The 22,402-nt window shown below is 52.8% G+C and carries 23 protein-coding genes and 1 pseudogene; 15 read left to right on the plus strand and 9 right to left on the minus strand.

From position 1 onward, the window contains the following. The first annotated feature begins 239 nt into the window (after positions 1 to 239). From rhaB to rhaM, 5 genes are all read left to right on the plus strand, one after another. Entirely contained in the window at positions 240 to 1,709 is a 1,470-nt protein-coding gene (gene rhaB, locus ACFK9X_RS22140; RefSeq protein ID WP_000143959.1) for a rhamnulokinase, read from the plus strand. Beyond that, a complete protein-coding gene (gene rhaA / locus ACFK9X_RS22145; protein WP_151117728.1) occupies positions 1,706 to 2,965 on the plus strand; it encodes an L-rhamnose isomerase in 1,260 nt (419 codons plus the stop codon). Before rhaB ends, rhaA begins: the two co-directional genes overlap by 4 nt. A 142-nt stretch (positions 2,966 to 3,107) precedes the next feature. Beyond that, positions 3,108 to 3,935, plus strand: coding sequence for a rhamnulose-1-phosphate aldolase (rhaD, locus tag ACFK9X_RS22150; RefSeq protein WP_151117730.1), 828 nt, complete (start codon positions 3,108 to 3,110; stop codon positions 3,933 to 3,935). A 126-nt stretch (positions 3,936 to 4,061) separates the two neighbouring features. After that, the gene (gene fucO / locus ACFK9X_RS22155) at positions 4,062 to 5,210 is read left to right on the plus strand and encodes a lactaldehyde reductase (protein ID WP_000009253.1); all 1,149 of its coding nucleotides are present in this window, start codon (positions 4,062 to 4,064) and stop codon (positions 5,208 to 5,210) included. Further along, positions 5,207 to 5,521, plus strand: coding sequence for an L-rhamnose mutarotase (gene rhaM, locus ACFK9X_RS22160; protein ID WP_151117732.1), 315 nt, complete (start codon positions 5,207 to 5,209; stop codon positions 5,519 to 5,521). Before fucO ends, rhaM begins: the two co-directional genes overlap by 4 nt. An 88-nt stretch (positions 5,522 to 5,609) precedes the next feature. Here the strand turns inward: rhaM and ACFK9X_RS22165 are convergent, their stop codons facing one another. After that, on the minus strand, positions 5,610 to 6,158 hold the full coding sequence (locus tag ACFK9X_RS22165) for a helix-turn-helix domain-containing protein (RefSeq protein ID WP_023238467.1): 549 nt from the start codon (positions 6,156 to 6,158) through the stop codon (positions 5,610 to 5,612). Between the two features lie 100 nt (positions 6,159 to 6,258). On the opposite strand from ACFK9X_RS22165, the gene ACFK9X_RS22170 reads away from it, so the two are divergent. After that, positions 6,259 to 6,918 carry an AzlC family ABC transporter permease gene (locus ACFK9X_RS22170; RefSeq protein ID WP_151117735.1) on the plus strand — a complete coding sequence of 220 codons (660 nt, stop codon included), beginning with the start codon at positions 6,259 to 6,261 and terminating at the stop codon, positions 6,916 to 6,918. Beyond that, on the plus strand, positions 6,918 to 7,241 hold the full coding sequence (locus ACFK9X_RS22175) for an AzlD domain-containing protein (protein ID WP_000527673.1): 324 nt from the start codon (positions 6,918 to 6,920) through the stop codon (positions 7,239 to 7,241). Before ACFK9X_RS22170 ends, ACFK9X_RS22175 begins: the two co-directional genes overlap by 1 nt. 355 nt (positions 7,242 to 7,596) lie before the next feature. Here ACFK9X_RS22175 and ACFK9X_RS22180 read toward each other — a convergent pair whose 3' ends face one another. After that, positions 7,597 to 8,697, minus strand: a complete 1,101-nt coding sequence (locus tag ACFK9X_RS22180; RefSeq protein ID WP_151117738.1) for a YiiG family protein — start codon at positions 8,695 to 8,697, stop codon at positions 7,597 to 7,599. A 181-nt stretch (positions 8,698 to 8,878) separates the two neighbouring features. On the opposite strand from ACFK9X_RS22180, the gene ACFK9X_RS22185 reads away from it, so the two are divergent. After that, entirely contained in the window at positions 8,879 to 9,910 is a 1,032-nt protein-coding gene (locus tag ACFK9X_RS22185; RefSeq protein ID WP_000710967.1) for a YiiG family protein, read from the plus strand. Between the two features lie 264 nt (positions 9,911 to 10,174). On the opposite strand, the gene fdhD is transcribed toward ACFK9X_RS22185, so the two are convergent. Next, complete coding sequence (gene fdhD, locus ACFK9X_RS22190; protein ID WP_001059739.1) at positions 10,175 to 11,011, minus strand: formate dehydrogenase accessory sulfurtransferase FdhD; 837 nt, start codon at positions 11,009 to 11,011, stop codon at positions 10,175 to 10,177. Between the two features lie 194 nt (positions 11,012 to 11,205). Between fdhD and fdnG the strand changes: the two are divergent. The 4 genes and pseudogenes from fdnG to fdhE all read left to right on the plus strand — a co-directional run bounded on the left by fdnG (position 11,206) and on the right by fdhE (position 16,723). Further along, positions 11,206 to 14,250 (plus strand): annotated as a pseudogene (gene fdnG, locus ACFK9X_RS22195) (formate dehydrogenase-N subunit alpha). 12 nt (positions 14,251 to 14,262) lie between these two features. Then, on the plus strand, positions 14,263 to 15,165 hold the full coding sequence (fdxH, locus tag ACFK9X_RS22200) for a formate dehydrogenase subunit beta (protein ID WP_000331364.1): 903 nt from the start codon (positions 14,263 to 14,265) through the stop codon (positions 15,163 to 15,165). Next, positions 15,162 to 15,797 (plus strand): formate dehydrogenase cytochrome b556 subunit, encoded by a 636-nt coding sequence (gene fdoI / locus ACFK9X_RS22205; RefSeq protein WP_000829025.1) that lies wholly within the window; start codon positions 15,162 to 15,164, stop codon positions 15,795 to 15,797. The genes fdxH and fdoI overlap by 4 nt, the downstream gene beginning before the upstream one ends. Then, positions 15,794 to 16,723, plus strand: coding sequence for a formate dehydrogenase accessory protein FdhE (gene fdhE / locus ACFK9X_RS22210; RefSeq protein ID WP_151117741.1), 930 nt, complete (start codon positions 15,794 to 15,796; stop codon positions 16,721 to 16,723). The genes fdoI and fdhE overlap by 4 nt, the downstream gene beginning before the upstream one ends. Positions 16,724 to 16,769: 46 nt before the next feature. Here fdhE and ACFK9X_RS22215 read toward each other — a convergent pair whose 3' ends face one another. Together ACFK9X_RS22215 and ACFK9X_RS22220 are read right to left on the minus strand one after the other, a co-directional pair. Continuing rightward, positions 16,770 to 17,060, minus strand: coding sequence for a DNA-binding transcriptional regulator (locus ACFK9X_RS22215; protein ID WP_000362050.1), 291 nt, complete (start codon positions 17,058 to 17,060; stop codon positions 16,770 to 16,772). Next, positions 17,061 to 17,372, minus strand: a complete 312-nt coding sequence (locus tag ACFK9X_RS22220; RefSeq protein ID WP_151117745.1) for a type II toxin-antitoxin system RelE/ParE family toxin — start codon at positions 17,370 to 17,372, stop codon at positions 17,061 to 17,063. It abuts the gene before it with no gap. Positions 17,373 to 17,589: 217 nt separating this feature from the next. Between ACFK9X_RS22220 and ACFK9X_RS22225 the strand changes: the two genes are divergently transcribed. The 3 genes from ACFK9X_RS22225 to ACFK9X_RS22235 all read left to right on the plus strand — a co-directional run bounded on the left by ACFK9X_RS22225 (position 17,590) and on the right by ACFK9X_RS22235 (position 19,359). Continuing rightward, positions 17,590 to 18,519 (plus strand): alpha/beta hydrolase, encoded by a 930-nt coding sequence (locus ACFK9X_RS22225; RefSeq protein ID WP_151117748.1) that lies wholly within the window; start codon positions 17,590 to 17,592, stop codon positions 18,517 to 18,519. 85 nt (positions 18,520 to 18,604) lie between these two features. Then, the gene (locus tag ACFK9X_RS22230) at positions 18,605 to 18,916 is read left to right on the plus strand and encodes a type II toxin-antitoxin system HigB family toxin (protein ID WP_000558166.1); all 312 of its coding nucleotides are present in this window, start codon (positions 18,605 to 18,607) and stop codon (positions 18,914 to 18,916) included. Beyond that, the gene (locus ACFK9X_RS22235) at positions 18,913 to 19,359 is read left to right on the plus strand and encodes a type II toxin-antitoxin system HigA family antitoxin (RefSeq protein WP_001259011.1); all 447 of its coding nucleotides are present in this window, start codon (positions 18,913 to 18,915) and stop codon (positions 19,357 to 19,359) included. Before ACFK9X_RS22230 ends, ACFK9X_RS22235 begins: the two co-directional genes overlap by 4 nt. 14 nt (positions 19,360 to 19,373) lie before the next feature. On the opposite strand, the gene fabY is transcribed toward ACFK9X_RS22235, so the two are convergent. The 4 genes from fabY to yihX are packed head-to-tail and all read right to left on the minus strand — an operon-like array spanning position 19,374 to position 22,259. Then, positions 19,374 to 20,315 carry a fatty acid biosynthesis protein FabY gene (gene fabY / locus ACFK9X_RS22240; RefSeq protein WP_001518251.1) on the minus strand — a complete coding sequence of 314 codons (942 nt, stop codon included), beginning with the start codon at positions 20,313 to 20,315 and terminating at the stop codon, positions 19,374 to 19,376. A 44-nt stretch (positions 20,316 to 20,359) separates the two neighbouring features. Beyond that, the gene (gene dtd / locus ACFK9X_RS22245) at positions 20,360 to 20,797 is read right to left on the minus strand and encodes a D-aminoacyl-tRNA deacylase (RefSeq protein ID WP_151117751.1); all 438 of its coding nucleotides are present in this window, start codon (positions 20,795 to 20,797) and stop codon (positions 20,360 to 20,362) included. Next, positions 20,794 to 21,666 (minus strand): virulence factor BrkB family protein, encoded by an 873-nt coding sequence (locus ACFK9X_RS22250; RefSeq protein WP_151117754.1) that lies wholly within the window; start codon positions 21,664 to 21,666, stop codon positions 20,794 to 20,796. Before ACFK9X_RS22250 ends, dtd begins: the two co-directional genes overlap by 4 nt. Then, positions 21,660 to 22,259, minus strand: a complete 600-nt coding sequence (gene yihX, locus ACFK9X_RS22255) for a glucose-1-phosphatase (RefSeq protein WP_000965695.1) — start codon at positions 22,257 to 22,259, stop codon at positions 21,660 to 21,662. The genes ACFK9X_RS22250 and yihX overlap by 7 nt, the downstream gene beginning before the upstream one ends. Positions 22,260 to 22,402 lie beyond the last annotated feature (143 nt).

A 22,402-nucleotide genomic window follows, 5' to 3' on the forward strand; every position in this document is an offset into this window, starting at 1 on the left:
TCGGCCTCACCTTAAATTTTTGACGCTAAAGCGCGCAAACATGGTCTTTTTTTCAAGAAAAGGCGGGAAAAAGCGGGAAATGCGGACGACATCACACCGGCCTATTAGTAGAAACTGTGAACGCTATCACGTTCATCTTTGCCTTGTTGCCAGCGGCTCATTTTCCTGTCAGTAACGAGAAGGTAGGTCTTTGAGGGCTTTTTTAGACTGTGCGCAATGACTCTAAGAAGGACCTGATTATGACTTTTCGCCATTGTGTCGCGGTTGATCTCGGCGCATCCAGCGGGCGCGTGATGCTGGCGCGTTACGACAGCAAACACCGTACCCTGACGCTACGTGAAATTCACCGTTTTGTGAACTGCCTACAAAAAACAGACGGGTTTGACACCTGGGACATCGACAGTCTGGAAAAGGATATCCGTCTTGGTCTGAAGAAAGTCTGCAATGAAGGCATTCTTATCGACAGCATCGGCATCGACACCTGGGGCGTCGATTATGTCCTGCTGGATAAACAAGGTCAGCGTGTCGGCCTGCCGGTCTCCTACCGCGATAACCGTACCACGGGCATCATGCCGCAAGCGCTGGTCCAGATCGGCAAAAGCGAAATCTATCGCCGCAGCGGGATTCAGTTTCTGCCGTTTAACACCATCTATCAGCTACGCGCGCTGACGAAACAACAGCCTGAGTTAACGGCGCAGGTCGCTCATGCGCTGCTGATGCCCGATTATTTCAGCTACCGCCTGACCGGTGAAATGAACTGGGAATACACCAACGCCACGACCACCCAGTTGGTCAATATCAATACCGATGACTGGGACGATACCCTGCTGGCGTGGACCGGCGCGAAAAAGAGCTGGTTCGGTCGCCCCTCGCACCCTGGCAATGTTATCGGCGACTGGATTTGCCCGCAGGGCAACCGTATTCCGGTGGTAGCCGTCGCCAGCCACGATACCGCCAGCGCCGTTATTGCCTCTCCGCTGGCAAATAAACATAGCGCTTACCTGTCTTCAGGCACCTGGTCATTGATGGGTTTTGAAAGCAAAAAACCCTACACCACTGATGAGGCGCTGGCCGCCAATATCACCAACGAAGGCGGCGCGGAAGGGCGTTATCGGGTACTGAAAAACATTATGGGTTTGTGGCTGCTCCAGCGCGTGCTGAAAGAACGGCGCATTACCGATCTGCCTGCGCTTATCGCCCAAACAGAAGCGCTGCCGGCCTGCCGTTTCCTGATTAACCCGAATGACGATCGCTTTATCAATCCTGACGATATGCGAGCTGAAATCCAGGCAGCCTGTCGCGAGACCGACCAGCCCGTTCCCGTCAGCGATGCCGAACTGGCGCGCTGCATTTTCGACAGTCTGGCGCTGTTGTATGCCGACATTCTGCACGAACTGGCAAATCTGCGCGGCGAAAAATTTACCCAACTGCATATTGTCGGCGGCGGATGCCAAAACGCGCTACTCAACCAGTTGTGCGCCGATGCATGTGGTATTCGCGTGATGGCCGGGCCGGTTGAAGCCTCCACCCTTGGCAATATTGGTATTCAGCTTATGACCCTCGACGAATTAAACAACGTCGATGACTTCCGTCAGGTCGTCAGCGCTAACTACGACCTGACAACCTATATCCCTAATCCTGATAGTGAAATTGCCCGCCACGTTGCGCAGTTTCAACCCAAACGACAGACAAAGGAGCTTTGCGCATGACCACTCAACTGGAACAAGCCTGGGAACTGGCAAAACAACGTTTCGCCGCAGTAGGTATTGATGTCGAGGAGGCGCTGCGCCAGCTCGATCGCCTGCCGGTTTCCATGCACTGCTGGCAGGGCGACGATGTTGCCGGATTCGAGAACCCGGAAGGTTCGTTGACGGGCGGAATTCAGTCGACCGGCAACTATCCTGGCAAAGCGCGTAACGCCACCGAACTGCGCGCCGATCTGGAACAGGCGCTGCGTCTGATCCCAGGACCAAAACGGCTGAACCTGCACGCCATTTATCTTGAGTCGGATACGCCGGTTGCTCGCGACCAGATCAAACCGGAGCATTTTAAAAACTGGGTGGAGTGGGCGAAAGCGAACCGGCTGGGGTTGGATTTCAACCCCACCTGTTTTTCTCATCCACTGAGCGCTGACGGTTTTACCCTCTCTCATCCCGACGCGAAAATTCGCCAGTTCTGGATCGATCACTGCAAAGCCAGCCGCCGCGTCTCGGCATACTTTGGTGAGCAGCTCGGTACGCCGTCGGTGATGAACATCTGGATTCCGGACGGCATGAAAGACATTACCGTCGACCGTTTAGCCCCGCGCCAGCGCCTGTTGGAAGCGCTGGATGAGGTCATTAGCGAGAAATTCGACCCGGCGCACCACATCGACGCCGTTGAGAGCAAACTGTTTGGCATCGGCGCGGAAAGCTACACCGTCGGCTCCAATGAGTTCTACATGGGCTACGCCACCAGCCGTCAGACCGCGCTGTGCCTGGATGCGGGCCACTTCCATCCCACTGAAGTGATTTCCGACAAAATTTCTGCCGCCATGCTCTACGTGCCACGGCTGCTGCTGCACGTCAGCCGCCCGGTACGCTGGGATAGCGACCACGTGGTGCTCCTGGACGATGAAACCCAGGCAATTGCCAGCGAGATCGTCCGTCATAACCTGTTCGACCGTGTGCATATCGGCCTGGATTTCTTCGACGCCTCTATCAAACGTGTCGCCGCGTGGGTTATCGGTACCCGCAACATGAAAAAAGCGCTGCTGCGCGCTCTGCTGGAACCCACAGATCAACTGCGTCAGCTTGAAGCCAGCGGCAATTACACCGCGCGTCTGGCGCTGCTGGAAGAGCAAAAATCTCTGCCGTGGCAGGCCGTCTGGGAAATGTATTGCCAGCGTCACGACACGCCGGCTGGCAGCCAGTGGCTGGACAGCGTTCGCGTCTATGAAAAAGAGATCCTGAGCAAACGTAGCTGACAGCGACACCTGATCTGTAGGCCGGATAAGACGCCCGCGTCGCCATCCGGCAATAAATGAAACACGATTGCCGGATGGCGCTGCGCTTATCCGGCCTACGTAAGACCCGAATAACCTTCGGGCAATAAATGGGAACACGAACATGCAAAATATTACCGATTCCTGGTTTGTCCAGGGCATGATTAAAGCCACGTCTGATGCGTGGCTGAAAGGGTGGGACGAACGTAATGGCGGTAACCTGACGCTACGTCTCGATGAAGCCGATATCGCGCCTTTTGCGACTAATTTTCACGAAAAACCACGCTATATCGCGCTAAGTCAACCCATGCCGCTGCTGGCGAATACGCCGTTTATCGTTACCGGTTCCGGCAAATTCTTCCGCAACGTGCAGCTCGATCCGGCAGCCAATTTAGGCGTGGTCAAAATCGACAGCGACGGCGCAGGCTACCACATTCTGTGGGGCTTAACCCACGACGCGGTACCCACCTCTGAACTCCCGGCGCATTTCCTCTCCCACTGCGAACGCATCAAAGCCACCCACGGCAAAGACCGCGTCATTATGCATTGCCATGCGACTAACCTGATCGCCCTCACCTACGTACTGGAAAACAACACTGCGCTGATCACCCGCAAACTGTGGGAAGGCAGCACCGAATGCCTGGTGGTATTCCCGGACGGTGTCGGCATTCTGCCGTGGATGGTGCCAGGCACCGATGAAATCGGCCAGGCTACCGCGCAAGAAATGCAGAAACATTCGCTGGTACTGTGGCCGTTCCACGGCGTGTTCGGAAGCGGACCTACGCTGGATGAAACCTTCGGTTTGATAGATATCGCAGAGAAATCCGCTGAGGTATTAGTCAAAATCTATTCGATGGGCGGTATGAAGCAGACCATCACGCGCGAAGAACTGGTCGCACTCGGCAAACGTTTTGGCGTGACACCGCTGGCCAGCGCCGTAGCGCTGTACTGATACCTCCCAACTCAACGCCGGATGCGGCTTTGCCTTATCCGGCCTACAGGCCGGTGCGCATTTTACCGTAGGCCCGATAAGCGTAGCGCCATCGGGCAACAGGGAATTTTTTTAAGGAGAATAGTGATGAGCTTTATGTTGGCACTGCCAAAAATTAGCCTGCATGGCGCTGGAGCGATTGCCGATATGGTGAACCTCGTGGCGAATAAGCAATGGGGCAAAGCGCTGATCGTTACCGATGGTCAACTGGTAAAGCTGGGCCTGCTGGATAGCCTGTTTAGCGCACTGGATGAACATCAAATGTCTTACCACCTGTTTGATGAGGTGTTCCCAAACCCGACAGAAGAGCTGGTGCAGAAAGGTTTTGCGGCGTATCAGAGCGCAGAATGTGACTACATTATCGCCTTCGGCGGCGGCAGCCCGATCGATACCGCAAAAGCGGTGAAAATTCTGACCGCCAACCCAGGTCCATCTACCGCCTACTCCGGCGTCGGCAAAGTGAAAAACGCCGGCGTACCGCTGGTAGCGATTAATACTACGGCAGGTACCGCGGCAGAGATGACCAGCAACGCGGTGATTATCGACTCTGCCCGTAAGGTCAAAGAGGTGATCATCGACCCGAATATCATCCCGGATATTGCCGTGGATGACGCCAGCGTCATGCTGGAAATCCCGGCGTCTGTGACCGCCGCAACCGGCATGGATGCCCTGACCCATGCGGTGGAAGCCTATGTCTCCGTTGGCGCGCATCCGCTCACCGACGCTAACGCGCTGGAAGCGATTCGCTTAATCAATGTGTGGCTACCGAAAGCGGTTGACGATGGCCATAACCTCGAAGCCCGTGAGCAAATGGCATTCGGCCAGTACCTGGCGGGTATGGCGTTCAACAGCGCCGGTTTGGGGCTGGTTCACGCGCTGGCGCACCAGCCGGGCGCAACCCACAACCTGCCGCACGGCGTCTGCAACGCTATCCTGCTGCCAATTGTCGAGAACTTTAACCGTCCGAATGCCGTCGCGCGTTTTGCCCGTATCGCACAGGCGATGGGCGTGGAGACGCGCGGTATGTCTGACGAGGCCGCAAGTCAGGAAGCGATTAACGCTATCCGTACGCTGAGCAAACGCGTCGGCATTCCAGAAGGTTTCAGCAAGCTGGGCGTCACAAAAGAAGATATCGAAGGCTGGCTGGATAAAGCCCTCGCCGACCCGTGCGCGCCGTGTAACCCGCGCACCGCCAGCCGCGATGAAGTTCGCGAGCTGTACCTGGAGGCGTTATGATCCGCAAAGCCTTTGTGATGCAGGTAAATGCCGACGCGCACGAGGAGTATCAGTGTCGTCATAACCCAATCTGGCCGGAGCTGGAAGCCGTATTAAAATCTCACGGCGCGCATCACTACGCGATTTATCTCGATCAGGAGCGCAATCTGCTGTTCGCCACCGTTGAGATTGAATCCGAGGAGCGCTGGAACGCCGTTGCCAGCACCGACGTTTGCCAGCGTTGGTGGAAACATATGCGTGACGTTATGCCCGCGAATCCGGATAACAGCCCGGTCAGCGCAGAGCTAAAAGAGGTGTTCTATCTGCAGTAAATCGTGTGCCCGGTGGCGCAAGCTTACCGGGCCTACGGTTTTATTTTTTGTCGGCCGGATAAGGCGGTTACGCCGCCATCCGGCAAGTTCAATTCTGCTCCGCTACCAGGATAGCCTGAGTATCCGGTTCCAGCGCTTTAAAGATATGCGTCTGGTCGCCGGGATAACAAATGTAATCGCCCTCCGCCAGCTCTTCCGGCGCCTCGGTTAAGCCGACGAGGGCTTTTCCCTGCGTAACAATAATATGTTCCACCGACCCCGGCGGATGCGGATGAGAGATCCGGTCGGCCCCCGGCTGCGTCAACAGCAGATAGATATCACGCCGCGCGCCGGGCGGACACGCCGCCAGTAATATCGCCTGATAATGCGCCTGCTCCGCCACCACTTTGGTGCCTTCTCCGCGGCGAATCACCTGCGTTTTTTGTACCTGCGGCTCCAGCAGCCTGGCAAAGGGAATGTCGAGCGCGACGCATAGCGACCATAACGTCTCCAGGCTGGGGTTGCCGTTCCCTGCTTCCAGTTGTGAAAGCGTAGATTTAGCGATGCCTGCGCGCCGCGCAATCTCCGCCAGCGACAGTCCGGTTCGCTGGCGTTCGCGTACCAGGCTTCTGGCAATGACGCTAATAGGTTGTGTCATAAAGCATCCAACGTTCACTATAACGAACGAAATGTTCGTCTTGTAAAGCAAATCTGTTCCGTTCATTATAATGAAAATTCGTTCGATATGACTAAAGAAGATGAAACACTATTTTTCCTGTCTCAAGGGAGACACGATAAAAGCGATATTTTTAGTGTGCCTGGCCGTGGGCGTCGTCGGCATGTCCTATGGCTCACTGGCGATGGCCTACGGTTTCCCACTGTGGGTGCCGTTTGTCCTCTCTATTTTTGTACTGGCGGGCGCGTCCGAATTTATGTTTATCGGCATTGTTGCCAGCGGCGGCAATCCGTTAGCGGCGGCGGCGGCAGGACTACTGGTGAATGCGCGCCACGTGCCGTTTGGCGTAACGGTGCGCAATTTGGTTGGCACCCGCGCCGCCAGCTTTTTCGGCTGCCATATTATGAATGATGAGAGCGTGGTGTTCGGCCTGTCGCAAAAAACACCCGAACAACGTAAAGCCGCCTACTGGCTATGCGGTCTGGGCGTCGCCCTATTCTGGCCGATTGGCACACTGATTGGCGCTGGTGTCGGCAAACTGCTCCCTGCCCCAGAAACCATCGGTCTGGATGCCGTATTCCCGGCAATCTTACTGGCGCTGGTGATCCCGGCGTTTAAAAACCGCACCACATTGATTCGTGGTTGCAGCGGCGCCGCGCTGTCGCTTGCCGCCGTTCCCTTTGTGGCTGCCGGATTGCCGGTGTTGCTTTCGCTGCTTGGCCTACTGGCGAGGAAAAAATAATGGGCAATATGACGCTATTTATTATCGGTATTGCTCTTTTGTCTGCGGGAACCTATTTGATGCGCCTCGGCGGCGCGAAACTTGGCAGCCGTCTGGCGCTGTCTGAGCGTTCGCAGGCGCTGCTCTCGGATGCGGCAACGGTGCTGCTATTCTCCGTCGCGCTGGCGACCACCTTTTACGAAGGCGAACATTTTGCCGGAATGGCGCGCGTATTGGGCGTCGCCTTCGCCGTATTTTTAGCCTGGCGTAAAATGCCGCTTATTGTGGTGATTATCGCCGCTGCGGTAGTGACAGCACTGCTGCGGCTGGCGGGTATTAATTAACGTCTTACAGAATAGTTGGACGTGACACCCTATAAGTGATGAAAGCTGGGCCGCCCTATGCTGAAGTGGCTCAGAATTTTCGCATCAGGCGAGATAAATGCTTTCCATATAAATGCCGATCCTCAATTACACTACCAGTACCTTCCAGCGTGACGTCAACATCTTGTGATAGCTTCAGATTACTGGTTTTTCTAATAGCTCTCTTTAGTTAATGTTTACGTCAGCTATTTTTACAGATATTGCCTGATGAAGAATACATAAACGAAAAAAGCGCCTGATCGGCGCTTTTTATTGGCGTTATAGCGTAATTTTATAGGCACTTGCGCCAGCCTGCGCTCAGTTAATGTGCCGTCACTCAACGCAGGCGGTTATAATCATCCACCATCTCGTTATAACTTCTCAACGACGCCGGATAAGAATCCGCAACCATCCATCCTGTTGCAGGGTCCTGCACCCGTTTCTTTTCAAAATCAGAATACTCAACATTGTCTCTGATGCGACGAATATATTTTTTAGCTTGTAGCTGATAATCAGCCGCAGAGATGATGAAAGAAGAATTACGGCCATCAGTATTCACTTCTTTCAATTGCGCAATCATTGTTTCCAGTTCCGCGACTTTTTTCATCATCGCTTCGGCATCAAAGGTATCGGCAGAAATAACCTTGTTGATCTGCTTTGCCGAAATCATGACAGCCAGAGAATAATAGTTAAATGTTTTGCCTTCCGCTTCTTCTATTCTCTTCAACTGTGTCAATTGCCGCCTGTCATTTACTTCCTGAATAGCCTCATGATATTTTTCCGAGACGGGTTTAAAATCCTCGATATTCTTCAGTAATGTCTGATGCAGCGCCTTACCTTTAGCAAAGGCATCATCTTTATAGTTTTCCTGGGTATAATATTTTTCCATTTCGTTAATGGTATTACCCAGCGCGGCGGCGCTATCAATATAGCTAACGGCAACGCCATCAATAGGCTCAAGTAATGGCGTTAAGGCGGCCACCTGTTTCATCTCTTTCTGGCAATTCGTTATGTAAGACTCCGTAATACCATAAATGCCATAAACCAGGCTCTCTTTCCCTGTCGGACCTTTTTTAAAGTCTTTCACCCAATCCGCGTAACGCGCCAGACTGCGCTGAACGGGCAATTGAAGTTTATTAAAACAATCGATATAGACATCCATTTTTTCACTATAAACTTCTTCAGCGTCAACCTCCGGCTGAGCTGGCGTTTCTGGCTTCGCCGCCGGGGGCTGAGTTGCCGTTTCTGGCTTCGCTGCTGGGGGCTGCGCTGGACTTTCGTCAGATTGCGTTTCCGGCGTCTGAGAAGGCGCTGTCGTCGCAGGCTGACTGCTGGCGGCCGGCGTCGCCTCGGTTTTAACATTATTGTCATCACATCCTGTTGCGCCCAGGGTCATTAGCGCAATGATTATCGCTGAGGATAATAAATTCCTTTTCATTTAATTGCCTTTTGTATATTTACGTTGGGGTTCTCTTATTTTAACGAACACATTGATATTGATAATGTTAATTATAATGAAATATGGATTAAGTATTTTTTGTGTTGAATAAATCACATACCTGTTTTTTTCATTAAAATGAATCTGTAAATTTCAATGATATTATTTATAGGTTATTCTAATGAAAAAGGATTTGTTATCATCAATTATTATCGCTATGCTGATGACTGCCGGGCTAAGCGCTTGTGATGAAAAAAAAGCGGACGAACAACCTGTAGCTCAGAGTGCGGATTCATCAGCGAGCAATACACAATCCACATCAGCGGAAAGCGCAGATGCGAACGATGTTCTTAACCAAAAGCTGAATGTTTACATTGATTGTTATAATAATCTCCAGGCAGATATTTACCGTGCTGTAAATCGTTATGCTAACACATTCGACGATTTCCGCACCGGTCCTACCGGTAAGGAAGACGATCCCTCTCCGCTGGTTCCTGTGTATCCTGCATTTATCCAGGACTGCCGGAAAGACATCAAGGCGGCGGCTGAATTAAAGCCGGCGTTTGCCTCTCTGGATAGTGCTGCTCTGGCATTTATTAATGCGGCTGGGCCACTAGCTGAAACAATCAATAGTATGAATAAATACTATGATCAAGATAACTTCAAGGATGATGCCTTTGCTGGCGCTAAAGCGTTCCATAAAACGTTTATAAAACAGTTCGATGAGTTTGATCCCATTGCGAAGAAATATATCGCCGAGATTACCATTATGAGTGGGCAGCATGCGGCTAATGAAATTAAGGCGACCGAGAAGAAAGAAGGTAAATCCATTAAGTACTATACGCTTTTGACGATGCAGGAAGCCGAGACGCTTAATGACGCTGTAGCTGATGATTCTTTTGATGTGGCGGCAGTAAGCAAACAGCTCGCTGATTTTGAAGAGCATACTCAGAAGCTAAACGAGAAGATCAACGTTGATATAGATAAACATCGTAGCTTCCCTGGTTTTATTTCTGAGCTGGAAAAATTCCAGGGCAAGGTGAAAAAACGCATTCGGCGCGTGCGCGATAACGTGGCGTATACCTCGCATGAGCAGGACTACCTCAATAGCGGCAGCGGCGATATGGTAGATGGTTCTTATGAGGCTGTGGTTAAAGCTTATAACGAACTCATCGATACCTATAATGGCTATCATCTTGAGCGTGAGTTCTAAGCTTTTCACGCTGCAAATCGCGTGCATATGACCGCTGAACTGAGCAAATAAGTCGTTAGCGACTGTCGAAAGAGCGCCCCAAGGGCGCTTTTTTCGCTCGAAGTACCGGGTAGCAAGCGCTTCGTGAATGGCTGGAATAAGCTGCGGCCCAGCATAAAAACGATTAAAACCTGTATGGCCTCGCCACTATACGTGATTCCGTTATCAAGAGAGGCTGTAAAATTGAGAAAATATATATTTTACGCAAATGTAGAGGGTACTATTTTAGTCTGCGATTAACCGCTGCGGATGGGTATAAATCGTCGCCCGACCCGGCTTACAGAACCCCACCAGCGTAAGATTACACCGTTCAGCGACGTCAACCGCGAGCGTGGTGGCAGCAGAAACCGCAAACAAAATTTCCACACCGCACATCGCCGACTTCTGCACCATTTCGTAACTCGCACGACTGGAAACCAGCGCCGCGCCTTGCCGCCATTCCTCACCTTCCGTAGCGCGGCGGCCGAGCAGTTTATCCAGCGCAACGTGGCGTCCGACATCTTCATGGCCCCCCGCCAGTTCACCCGACGGCATGACCCACGCCGCAGCGTGCGTACAACCCGTCAGCTTACCCGTCGGTTGAAAATCATTCAGATGTTTTAACGCGCGATCAAGGTTACCGAGATTAAACGTTTGGCTAAACGGCAGCGGTTGCACCGGCTTACCGATGTCATTGAGCTGTTCCACGCCACATACGCCGCAACCGGTACGTCCGGCCAGCGCGCGACGACGCGCTTTCAGCCCCATAAATCGACGGCTGGAAAGATCAATCTGCACTTCAAGTCCGTTACAAGACGGCACAACGTCCATGCCATAGATTTCACGCGGGCTGTCAATGATCCCTTCCGACAGAGAAAACCCTATTGCGAAATGCGTCAGATCTTTCGGAGAGGCCATCATAACGACATGCGAAATACCGTTATACACCAGTGCCACTGGCACTTCCTCGGCAACATCATCAAGTTGGGGGGACTGCAAATCCTCGCGTTTCCAGAGAGTCAACTGGCGTGAGGTTGTGAAATCAGTCACATTTAGGACTTCTTCAGACAGTATATTGTTCACTTTCTTTTAACCATATAAGAACACACACACCAACATTATGGTATTCTGTTACAACTCCTCCCGGATGGAGGAAAATTTATCCAATTCTGAACCTTTGCGGGCCCGTCCGCAAAGAAAAATAACAACCACTCCCTGAGCGTTTCGGATAGAGAAATGTGAAAGAGAAGTGACAATGTCGAAACAAGGAGCAAACCATGCAGGTCAGCAGAAGGCAGTTCTTTAAGATCTGCGCTGGCGGTATGGCAGGCACCACGGCGGCGGCACTGGGCTTCGCGCCCGGCGTAGCGCTAGCGGAAACACGGCAATATAAACTGCTGCGCACCCGCGAAACCCGTAACACCTGCACCTACTGTTCCGTTGGCTGCGGGCTGTTGATGTACAGCCTCGGCGACGGTGCGAAAAACGCCAAAGCATCTATTTTCCATATCGAAGGGGACCCGGATCATCCGGTAAGCCGTGGCGCGCTGTGCCCGAAAGGAGCCGGTCTGGTGGACTTTATCCACTCTGAAAGCCGCCTGAAATTCCCGCAATACCGCGCGCCGGGTTCAGATAAGTGGCAACAGATCAGTTGGGAAGAAGCGTTTGACCGCATCGCTAAACTGATGAAGGAAGATCGCGACGCCAACTATCAGGCGCAGAACGCCGAAGGCGTTACCGTTAACCGCTGGCTCACCACCGGGATGCTGTGCGCTTCCGCATCCAGTAACGAGACGGGTTATTTAACGCAAAAATTCTCCCGCGCGCTGGGTATGCTCGCGGTCGACAACCAGGCGCGTGTCTGACACGGACCAACGGTAGCAAGTCTTGCTCCAACATTTGGTCGCGGTGCGATGACCAACCACTGGGTCGACATCAAGAACGCCAACCTCGTCGTGGTGATGGGCGGTAACGCCGCAGAAGCTCACCCGGTCGGGTTCCGCTGGGCGATGGAAGCCAAAATTCACAACGGCGCGAAGCTGATTGTGATCGATCCGCGCTTTACGCGTACCGCGTCGGTGGCCGATTTCTATGCGCCAATACGCTCTGGTACTGACATTGCCTTCTTGTCAGGCGTGATGCTGTATCTGCTGACCAACGAAAAATACAACCGTGAATACACCGAGGCCTATACCAATGCCAGCCTGATCGTGCGTGAAGATTTTGGCTTCGATGATGGTCTGTTCACCGGCTATGACGCCGACAAGCGGCAGTACGATAAAACCAGTTGGCACTATGAGCTGGACGAAAACGGTTTTGCCAAACGCGATACGACACTGCAACACCCGCGCTGTGTCTGGAATCTGTTGAAACAGCATGTCTCACGCTATACGCCGGACGTGGTAGAAAATATCTGCGGTACGCCGAAAGCGGACTTCCTGAAAGTGTGCGAGTACATTGCAGAAACCAGCGCAAAAGATAAAACCGCGTCGTTCCTGTACGCGCTGGGCTGGACGCAGCATTCCATCGGCGCGCAGAACATCCGTACTATGGCAATGATCCAGCTTCTGCTCGGTAACATGGGGATGGCGGGCGGCGGCGTTAACGCCCTGCGCGGTCACTCCAACATTCAGGGACTGACCGACTTAGGACTGCTGTCGCAAAGTCTGCCGGGCTACCTGACGCTGCCGAGCGAAAAACAGACCGACCTGCAAACCTATCTGGCTGCCAATACGCCGAAGCCATTGTTGAAGGATCAGGTCAACTACTGGGGCAACTATCCGAAATTCTTCGTCTCAATGATGAAGGCCTTCTTTGGTGATAAAGCGACAGCGGAAAATAGCTGGGGCTTCGACTGGCTACCGAAGTGGGACAAAGGCTACGACGTGTTGCAGTACTTCGAGATGATGAAACAGGGCAAGGTCAACGGCTATATCTGCCAGGGCTTTAACCCGGTGGCCTCATTCCCGAACAAAAACAAAGTGGTCGCGTCGCTTTCCAAACTGAAGTACCTGGTGACTATCGATCCGCTCAACACCGAAACGTCCACCTTCTGGCAAAACCACGGTGAGTCGAACGACGTTGATCCCGCAAAAATCCAGACCGAAGTGTTCCGTCTGCCTTCCACCTGTTTTGCCGAGGAAAATGGTTCCATCGTTAACTCCGGTCGCTGGTTACAGTGGCACTGGAAGGGCGCGGACGCCCCGGGAATTGCCATGACCGACGGCGAAATCCTCGCCGGTATCTTCTTACGCCTGCGTAAGATGTACTCTGAACAGGGCGGCGCCAACCCGGAACAGGTGCTGAATATGACCTGGAACTACACCAAACCATACGAACCCGCCTCTGAAGAAGTGGCGATGGAAAGTAATGGTAAAGCGCTGGCCGATCTTATCGACCCGGCAACCGGCGCGGTGGTAGTGAAGAAAGGTCAACAGCTCAGTTCGTTCGCGCAACTGCGTGATGACGGTACGACGTCCAGCGGCTGCTGGATTTTCGCCGGTAGCTGGACGCCGGAAGGCAACATGATGGCGCGTCGTGATAACGCCGACCCGTCTGGTCTCGGCAACACGCTGGGCTGGGCATGGCCGCTTAACCGCCGCATCCTCTATAACCGCGCCTCCGCCGATCCGCAGGGTAATCCCTAGGACCCGAAACGTCAGCTACTGAAATGGGAAGGCGGAAAATGGGCCGGATGGGATATTCCGGACTACAGCGCCGCCGCGCCCGGCAGCGACGTCGGACCGTTTATCATGCAGCCGGAAGGGATGGGCCGCCTGTTTGCTATCGATAAGATGGCGGAAGGGCCGTTCCCGGAACACTACGAGCCGTTTGAAACGCCGCTGGGCACTAACCCGCTGCACCCGAACGTTATCTCTAACCCTGCCGCCCGTATCTTTAAAGACGATGCCGACGCGCTGGGTAAAGCGGATAAGTTCCCGTATGTCGGAACCACTTACCGTCTGACCGAGCACTTCCACTACTGGACCAAGCACGCGTTGCTTAACGCTATCGCCCAGCCGGAACAGTTTGTGGAAATTGGCGAGAAGCTGGCGAATAAGCTCGGTATCGCGCATGGCGATACCGTGAAGGTCTCCTCGAACCGCGGCTATATCAAAGCCAAAGCGGTGGTGACCAAGCGTATTCGCACGCTGAAAGCGGACGGCAAGGATATCGATACCATCGGTATTCCTATTCACTGGGGCTACGAAGGCGTGGCGAAAAAAGGCTTTATCGCCAATACGTTAACGCCTTTCGTCGGTGATGCGAACACGCAAACGCCGGAGTTTAAATCCTTCCTTGTGAACGTGGAAAAGGTGTAACGGAGACGACCTATGGCTTATCAATCGCAAGACATCATTCGTCGTTCCGCCACTAACGGTTTCACCCCCGCGCCCCAGGCGCGGGACCACCAGGAAGAGGTGGCGAAACTCATCGACGTCACCACCTGTATCGGCTGTAAAGCGTGTCAGGTGGCGTGCTCCGAGTGGAACGACATCCGTGATGAAGTGGGCAATAACGTCGGGGTGTATGACAACCCGGCTGATTTGACCGCGAAATCCTGGACGGTAATGCGCTTCTCGGAAGTGGAACAGAACGACAAACTGGAATGGCTGATCCGTAAGGATGGCTGTATGCACTGCGCCGATCCCGGCTGCCTGAAGGCCTGTCCGGCGGAAGGGGCAATCATTCAGTACGCTAACGGTATTGTCGACTTCCAGTCCGAGCAGTGTATCGGCTGCGGCTACTGTATCGCTGGCTGCCCGTTCAACGTGCCGCGCCTCAACCCGGAAGACAACCGCGTCTATAAATGTACGCTGTGCGTTGACCGTGTGGTGGTCGGCCAGGAACCGGCCTGCGTGAAGACCTGTCCAACCGGCGCCATTCATTTTGGCTCGAAAGAGGATATGAAAACGCTGGCGGGCGAGCGGGTGGCGGAACTAAAAACCCGTGGTTATGACAACGCGGGTCTGTACGATCCGGCGGGCGTAGGCGGTACGCATGTCATGTACGTGCTGCATCATGCCGACAAGCCGAATCTGTATCACGGTCTGCCGGAAAACCCGGAAATCAGCGAAACCGTTAAGTTCTGGAAAGGCGTCTGGAAACCGCTCGCCGCGTTCGGTTTTGCCGCGACCTTTGCCGCCAGCGTCTTCCACTATGTCGGCGTCGGCCCGAACCGCGCGGAAGAGGAAGATGACAACCTGCATGAAGAGAAAGACGAGGTGCGCAAATGAAACGACGTGACACCATCGTGCGCTATACGGCGCCGGAACGCATCAACCACTGGATCGTCGCCTTCTGCTTCGTGCTGGCGGCGGTGAGCGGGCTGGGCTTTTTATTCCCATCCTTCAACTGGTTGATGCATATCCTGGGCACCCCACAACTGGCGCGAATTCTGCACCCGTTTGTGGGCGTGGTTATGTTTGCCTCGTTCATCATCATGTTTTTCCGTTATTGGCACCACAATCTAATCAATCGGGATGATATCTTTTGGGCGAAGAATATTCGTAAGATCGTCGTCAACGAGGAAGTGGGTGACACCGGGCGTTATAACTTCGGTCAGAAATGCGTATTCTGGGCGGCGATTATCTTCCTGGTGCTGCTGCTGGTGAGCGGGGTAATTATCTGGCGTCCGTACTTTGCGCCTGCTTTCTCAATCCCGGTGATCCGATTCGCGTTAATGTTGCATTCTTTTGCCGCAGTAGCGTTAATTGTGGTTATCATGGTGCATATCTACGCCGCCCTTTGGGTGAAAGGCACCATTACCGCGATGGTGGAAGGCTGGGTAACCCGGTCGTGGGCGAAGAAGCATCACCCACGCTGGTACCGAGAAGTCCGCAAGACAACGGAAAAAGAAACTGAATGAGTATTCGCATAATCCCGCAAGATGAGCTGGGGTCGAGCGAGAAACGTACGGCGGATATGATTCCGCCGTTATTGTTCCCCCGACTCAAAAACGTCTACAACCGCCGTGCCGAACGTCTGCGCGAGCTGGCTGAAAATAACCCGCTGGGCGATTACCTGCGCTTTGCCGCGCTTATCGCGCACGCGCAGGAAGTGGTGCTGTACGACCATCCGCTGGAGATGGATCTGACCGCACGCATTAAAGAAGCGAACGACCAGGGCAAGCCGCCGCTGGATATCCACGTGTTGCCGCGTGATAAGCACTGGCAAAAACTGCTGCATTCGTTAATTGCCGAGCTAAAACCCGAGATGAGCGGCCCCGCGCTGGCGGTGATTGAGAACCTGGAGAAAGCCTCAGAGCAGGAGCTGGAGCAGATGGCCAGCGCGCTGTTTGCCTCGGATTTTGCCTCCGTCAGCAGCGATAAAGCCCCGTTTATCTGGGCCGCGCTCTCCCTTTACTGGGCGCAAATGGCCAGCTTGATTCCAGGCAAAGCCCGCGCGGAATACGGTGAAGCGCGCCAGTATTGCCCGGTGTGCGGTTCGATGCCGGTCTCCAGCATGGTGCAGATCGGCACCACGCAGGGGCTGCGTTATCTGCACTGTAACCTGTGCGAAACCGAATGGCATGTCGTGCGCGTAAAATGCAGTAACTGCGAACAGAGCCGCGACTTACACTACTGGTCGCTGGAAAATGAGCAGGCTGCGGTGAAAGCCGAAAGCTGCGGCGATTGCGGGACTTACCTGAAGATTCTCTATCAGGAAAAAGACCCGAAAGTGGAAGCAGTGGCCGACGACCTCGCCTCGCTGGTGCTGGACGCGCGCATGGAACAGGAAGGGTTCGCCCGCAGTTCCATCAACCCGCTCCTGTTCCCGGTGGAAGGGGAATAAGTTCTCTGGTATACCGGCTAGCAATCTACGTTAGCCGGATCATTGCTCAATAACGCAATGCTTGTATAACGTTTCTCGGGTCGTTGGCAATGGCGCGAAGTAACGCTTTGGCTGGCCCTGTCGGTGAACGTCTTCCTTGCTCCCAGTTGCGCAGCGTATCCACGTTGACCGAAATCAGTTCTGCAAACTTAGATTGCGACAACCCAGATGCCTGCCGTATTTCTTTAATCTTCATTGCATCAATATGAAAGGTACGAGAAGGCTCACGGGTCCCTTCAATGATTTCATTCATTTGAGACATACTTTGAGTTAATCGCTCAAATAACACTTTATCCATCTACCACCTCTCATTCAGCATACGAAGCACCGCTTTTTCCTGCGGCGTGAGATCATCTTTAATGCCTTTTTGATAAATCAGAAGCAAGCGAATCTTATACCGTTGACTACGGTGAAAATAGATAATTCGCACGCCACTACGCTTTCCTTTGCCTCGCGCTCCCCAGCGCATTTTTCTCAGGCCGCCCGTTTCCTGAATGACATCACCACAATCTGGATGCTGAGCCATAAAAACCTGAAGCTTATGGTATTCATCATCATCGAGCAGTTTTTTAACATCTTCAGTAAAGAGTTCCGTTTCTATAAATTGCATATTCCATACGCCATTGGCTTATAGTAGTGAAAATAATCTATACGTCAATGGCGTATAGCATCATCATTTCACAGTACAAAAATTAAAAACCCAGCGCCAACCGCATTCCATTTTTTGCGAACCTCTATCCAGAATCATCATCCCCTCGTTTCACCACTTTCCATCCCCAACGAACCAGGTTACAAACTGTACATACATACAGTCAAAGGAGCGTTATATGCCACTGGAAAAAGGAATTGCCGAACTGGTCGCTGGGTTTATCGCCGCGGGCCGTCCCTCTTCACGAGAGCAGAATATTGATGACCGGAGAGCGGGCTATATTGCCAGCACAACGCTGGCGGGTGAGAAAGAAATTCGGGTGAGTTCGGAAGATATCGTGCTGGAAGGGATGACATTTCGCGTCGTTTCGCCGCCAAACGCATCCGGTTCTCTACCCTGTATCCTCTACTATCACGGCGGCTGTTTTGTTAGCGGCGGCTTTCTGACTCATGACCCCCAGCTACGGCAACTGGCCTGGAAAAGCGGCTGTAAGGTGATTGCCATTCAGTATCGCCTTGCGCCAGAGCACACCTTCCCTGCGGCTCATGACGACGCTGAACGCGGGGCCAATATCGTCCATCAATACGCGGAGCAGTTAGGCATCGATCGTGAACGTATCACGCTTGCTGGCGACAGCGCAGGCGGGCACCTGGCATTGGTCAGCGCGCTACGCCTGAAATCCACCGCCCACTGGTCTCCGGCGAAGCTGCTGTTGATCTACCCGATGCTTGACGCTACTGCCAGTTTCCCCAGCTATGCCAGCAACGGGCAAGACTACATCATCACCCGCGATACGCTGCTATCGGGTTTCGAAATGTATCTCCAGGATACCGACCTCCGCCACCCGGAAGCCAATCCGATATGGCGTGAAGATTTTGCCGGTTTACCGCCGGTGCATATCCTCACCGCAGAGTTCGACCCACTGCGTGATGAAGGCGAAGCGCTATATCATCGTCTGAACGACCAGGGCGTGGCGTGTACTTGCCAGCGCTATCTCGGTGTCATCCATGGCTTTTTCCAGCTCGGAGGCGTGAGCCAGGCGGCACGAAGCGCCATGCGAGATGTGGCCTGGCGTGTTGTAAGTCCATCAACAGGCAAAATGACCTAAAATTCAATTTTGTTTTCAACTTGAAAACTTTATGACGTTGCGCTAAATTGTTTTCAGGTTGAAAACTTTGTAATGGAACTACATTGTGCATGTTATCAGCCGAAAACCGTTCAATGAAGCGATGCTCATGTATCCAAACCATGAGCTTGCTCTCACTGAGTTGCTGAATGTTCTGGAGAAAAAAACATTCACTCAGCCTGAAGAGATGAAGCGGTATATTCCTTCACTGGATAATTTTAAGTACAGAGATAAATGGTGGGTGATTGATGTTTCTGGTAACAGCCTGAGACTCATTTCCTACATAGATTTCAGGTTACATAAGATATTTGTGAAACATATCGTTTCCCATGCCGAATATGACAAACTGACCGCATATTATCGGGGTAATAAAGAATGAGAACTCATCGTCAGATGGATGCAACCAGCGCAAAAAAGATCGTTGATACCTTCAGCGATGCGGTAAAAACCGTCCCACTGATGGGGGAAGACCGAAATGACAATGAGTATCGCAGGGCACTAGCGCTAGTGGAGTTTCTGGTCGACCACGACGATCTTGAAAACCCACTATTTGAATTACTCTGTGCCCGAATCAGTGAATACGAAAAACATGCGCCGGAATTCAAAGCACTCAACCAACACCTGGAGAAAACGCCCCCTGGCGTTTCAGTATTGCGAACGCTCATGGATCAATACGGTCTCAAAGCAGCAGATCTTGCCAACGAACTTGGTTCTAAATCGAACGTCAGCAACATCTTAAATGGCCGCAGAGCACTAACGGTTAATCATATTAAAGCGCTTACACAACGCTTTAAACTACCAGCGGATGCCTTCATCGAGTAGTTGGATATGTCCAGCTACTCTTCCTCATTCCCGCCCTCTTCATACGGGCCGAACGGTTTCGCAGGTAGTACGATATAAATGCCTTCGAAAATTGCCCCGGCGGTCTCGCCGCCCAACAGTTCAACCTGCAACTGGACACGCGCTTTTTTACCCCGCGCCAGCCTGTCCAAATCACCGCTTAGCGACCCCAAATCAGCCACGGCGTTTGGCTTTCCGCTAATGGGTTTACTGTAGCGAATATGGGCGTCAGCAAGAATAATCGTCCCGCCCAGGTGGCGTTCACGGAGCATCAGCCAGATAAGTCCCCATCCGGTCAGCGTCGCCAGGGAGAACAGGCTGCCGGCAAACACCGTGTGATGCGGATTTTGATTACCGGTTTCCGGCATCGTGGTGATAAATTTTTGCCCGGTGTACTGCTGAATGCGCACCCCCATTTTTTCACTCAATGGAATGTGCTCATACCAGGCCTGCTGAAGCTGCCCGCACCAGTCGCCGCGATGCAGGATATCATCCAGCGATGCTACCGGTTTAATCATCAGAAAATGGCGGATTGGCGTGGTTGTGGGCGTAGTAATCTCCCCCTGATTGACAAACCCGAGTTTGGCAAAGAACTCAACCGCATCTTCGCGCGCGCTGCAGGTGACGCGCTTAACGCCTTCCTGGCGGGCGACAGACTCCAGGGTCATCGCCATTAATGTCCCCAGCCCTTTATCCTGTACCGAGGGATGTACAGCCATAAAACGGATAGACGCCTCGTTATCTGCATTGATATACAGGCGGCCCACTGCAACTAAGTTTCCTTCTTCGTCCACCACCATTTGATGGTGCGCCAACGCATCCCAGCCATCCCGTTCCGACCCTTTCGGCTGGTGCAGCGGTTTACGCAGCATCTCCCAGCGAAACTGGTAGTAACGTTCTAATTCTTCTTCTGTTTGCGGAACTCGAAGGTGATACATAGCCGTACTCTCTCTTGTTATCCGCGGCCACGCCGGAAGCTGACTCATACCTGGAGCCAGAATGTCACGGGACCGTCATTAACCAGCTCAACCTGCATATCGGCAGCGAAGCGTCCGGTTTGCGTGTTTATCGCCTGCTGGCGGCAGCGTTCGACAAAATATTCATAAAGCGCCTGCGCGCGATCCGGCGCAGCCCCGCCAGAAAAGCTTGGTCGCATACCGCGCTCGGTATCTGCCGCCAGCGTAAACTGCGACACCACCAGCACGCTGCCGCCAGCCTGTTGTACATTCAGATTCATCTTGCCGTCAGCATCGCTGAAGATACGGTATCCCAGCACGCGCTCGCACAGACGATTCGATTTTTGTTCGTCATCTTCTTTTTCGACACCCAATAACACCAAAAGTCCTGGGCCGATTTCACCCGTCACCTCATCCTCCACGGTGACGCTGGCACGGGTTACGCGTTGAATTAATGCAATCATGGTTGGTCAGCTTCTTCTTGTTCTGCGGCTTGTTTGAGTTTTCGGTATTCCCCGAGAGTGACAGTTATTTCTGCGCCAAGCAAGACTATACACCAGGTCCAGTATACCCAGACAAACAGGATAGGGATCACTGCCAGTACGCCATAAATGAGCTGATATGACGGGAACATGGTGATATAAAGCGCGAAACCTTTCTTTCCGGCCTCGAACAGCAACGCTGCGACAAACGCGCCGACAAGGGCGTCACGGTTCGGTACGCGAGTTGTTGGGACAATACTGTAAAGTAACCAGAATGAGATCCACGAGAGCAGCAGCGGAAGGATGCGCAATACATTGTCGATGACCGTATTCAGATCGCTGGCCCAGCGTAAAGAAAGCAGGTAGGAGCTGATTGCCAGGCTGGCGCCGGCGAGAAGCGGGCCGAGCGTGAGGATCATCCAGTACACCGCAAAAGAGTACACTTTTGGCCGTGTGCGTTTTCTGCGCCAGATAGTGTTTAAGGCGCTATCAATGGCGTACATCAACAGCAATGCCGTCACAATCAGTCCACAGGCGCCCACCGCCGTCATTTTGTTGGAGTTAGCGACAAACTGCTCAATATAGCGCTGAATCACGTCTCCGGTGGCTGGCATAAAGTTAGCAAAAATAAAATGGCGTAACTGAATGCTGACATCAGAAAACATCGGAAAAGCAGCGAAAAGGGCAAAAACGACGGCAATAAGCGGTACTAAGGAGAGTAATGAGACATAGGCGAGATTTCCCGCCAGAGTCGTCATATTATCCTCATCGATACGCTGCCATAATAGCTTGAGCCAAGCCCGAACAGGGCGCGTATGGCGTCCAGCTTTTTGGTGAACGGTTTTTAGCATAACAGCTTCGCGAAATAGTCAGGGATGGTGGCTTTATCCTTCACCAGAATGCTGGTGATCCCCAACTGGTTGGCCCCTTCTATATTATCGGCATTGTCGTCGAAAAAGACCGCATCGGCAGCGGAAAAACCTTCTTTCTGCAGGACGTGCTGATAAATACGCGCTTCCGGCTTACGCATTCCCAAGTCCTGCGATAAATAGATATGGTCGGCGGCAGCGCGCACCTCCGGGTATTCCTCCGGCCAGAAGTGGGTATGCAGTCGGTTAGTATTGGATAGCACCACCACGCGATGCCCCTGCTCGCGCAGTTTATGCATGATAGCAATCACTTCGGGCCGTAACCCGACAAATACCGCCTGCCAGCCGTGTGCAAATTGTTCATAACTGAGCGATAACGCCATTTCATGACAGAAAGCTTCAGCAAACGCTTCGTCCGTTATCTCACCGCGTTCATGTTGGTGAAAAGTCTCGCCCATCGTAAATTTTTGCTTCAGCGAAGCCAGCGGTACTCGACTCAGGTCGCTCCACACACCTAATACGCGGTTAAAGTCGATGTCGACAATCACATTACCTAAATCAAAGATGTAGAGCATGTCATTCTCCTTGCTAACCGGGGATGAATAACTGTAGCGGGAAAGGAGAAGTTTGACTATGTATCCCTTTATAAATCAATTAACAAAAAGACAATAGAAACGCAGACGATGTTCAATATCGCCTGCATCACAGCGCCGTTTTA

The organism is Salmonella sp. WC3 (genome assembly GCF_042932255.1).
Lineage (GTDB): Bacteria > Pseudomonadota > Gammaproteobacteria > Enterobacterales > Enterobacteriaceae > Salmonella > Salmonella enterica.

Excerpts from the sequence above, each read along its gene's own strand:
- rhaB (WP_000143959.1), top strand. The coding sequence starts at position 240 with ATGACTTTTCGCCATTGTGTCGCGGTTGATCTCGGCGCATCCAGCGGG.
- rhaA (WP_151117728.1), top strand. The coding sequence starts at position 1,706 with ATGACCACTCAACTGGAACAAGCCTGGGAACTGGCAAAACAACGTTTC.
- rhaD (WP_151117730.1), top strand. The coding sequence starts at position 3,108 with ATGCAAAATATTACCGATTCCTGGTTTGTCCAGGGCATGATTAAAGCC.
- fucO (WP_000009253.1), top strand. The coding sequence starts at position 4,062 with ATGAGCTTTATGTTGGCACTGCCAAAAATTAGCCTGCATGGCGCTGGA.
- rhaM (WP_151117732.1), top strand. The coding sequence starts at position 5,207 with ATGATCCGCAAAGCCTTTGTGATGCAGGTAAATGCCGACGCGCACGAG.
- ACFK9X_RS22165 (WP_023238467.1), bottom strand. The coding sequence starts at position 6,158 with ATGACACAACCTATTAGCGTCATTGCCAGAAGCCTGGTACGCGAACGC.
- ACFK9X_RS22170 (WP_151117735.1), top strand. The coding sequence starts at position 6,259 with ATGAAACACTATTTTTCCTGTCTCAAGGGAGACACGATAAAAGCGATA.
- ACFK9X_RS22175 (WP_000527673.1), top strand. The coding sequence starts at position 6,918 with ATGGGCAATATGACGCTATTTATTATCGGTATTGCTCTTTTGTCTGCG.
- ACFK9X_RS22180 (WP_151117738.1), bottom strand. The coding sequence starts at position 8,697 with ATGAAAAGGAATTTATTATCCTCAGCGATAATCATTGCGCTAATGACC.
- ACFK9X_RS22185 (WP_000710967.1), top strand. The coding sequence starts at position 8,879 with ATGAAAAAGGATTTGTTATCATCAATTATTATCGCTATGCTGATGACT.
- fdxH (WP_000331364.1), top strand. The coding sequence starts at position 14,263 with ATGGCTTATCAATCGCAAGACATCATTCGTCGTTCCGCCACTAACGGT.
- fdoI (WP_000829025.1), top strand. The coding sequence starts at position 15,162 with ATGAAACGACGTGACACCATCGTGCGCTATACGGCGCCGGAACGCATC.
- fdhE (WP_151117741.1), top strand. The coding sequence starts at position 15,794 with ATGAGTATTCGCATAATCCCGCAAGATGAGCTGGGGTCGAGCGAGAAA.
- ACFK9X_RS22215 (WP_000362050.1), bottom strand. The coding sequence starts at position 17,060 with ATGGATAAAGTGTTATTTGAGCGATTAACTCAAAGTATGTCTCAAATG.
- ACFK9X_RS22220 (WP_151117745.1), bottom strand. The coding sequence starts at position 17,372 with ATGCAATTTATAGAAACGGAACTCTTTACTGAAGATGTTAAAAAACTG.
- ACFK9X_RS22225 (WP_151117748.1), top strand. The coding sequence starts at position 17,590 with ATGCCACTGGAAAAAGGAATTGCCGAACTGGTCGCTGGGTTTATCGCC.
- ACFK9X_RS22235 (WP_001259011.1), top strand. The coding sequence starts at position 18,913 with ATGAGAACTCATCGTCAGATGGATGCAACCAGCGCAAAAAAGATCGTT.
- fabY (WP_001518251.1), bottom strand. The coding sequence starts at position 20,315 with ATGTATCACCTTCGAGTTCCGCAAACAGAAGAAGAATTAGAACGTTAC.
- dtd (WP_151117751.1), bottom strand. The coding sequence starts at position 20,797 with ATGATTGCATTAATTCAACGCGTAACCCGTGCCAGCGTCACCGTGGAG.
- ACFK9X_RS22250 (WP_151117754.1), bottom strand. The coding sequence starts at position 21,666 with ATGCTAAAAACCGTTCACCAAAAAGCTGGACGCCATACGCGCCCTGTT.
- yihX (WP_000965695.1), bottom strand. The coding sequence starts at position 22,259 with ATGCTCTACATCTTTGATTTAGGTAATGTGATTGTCGACATCGACTTT.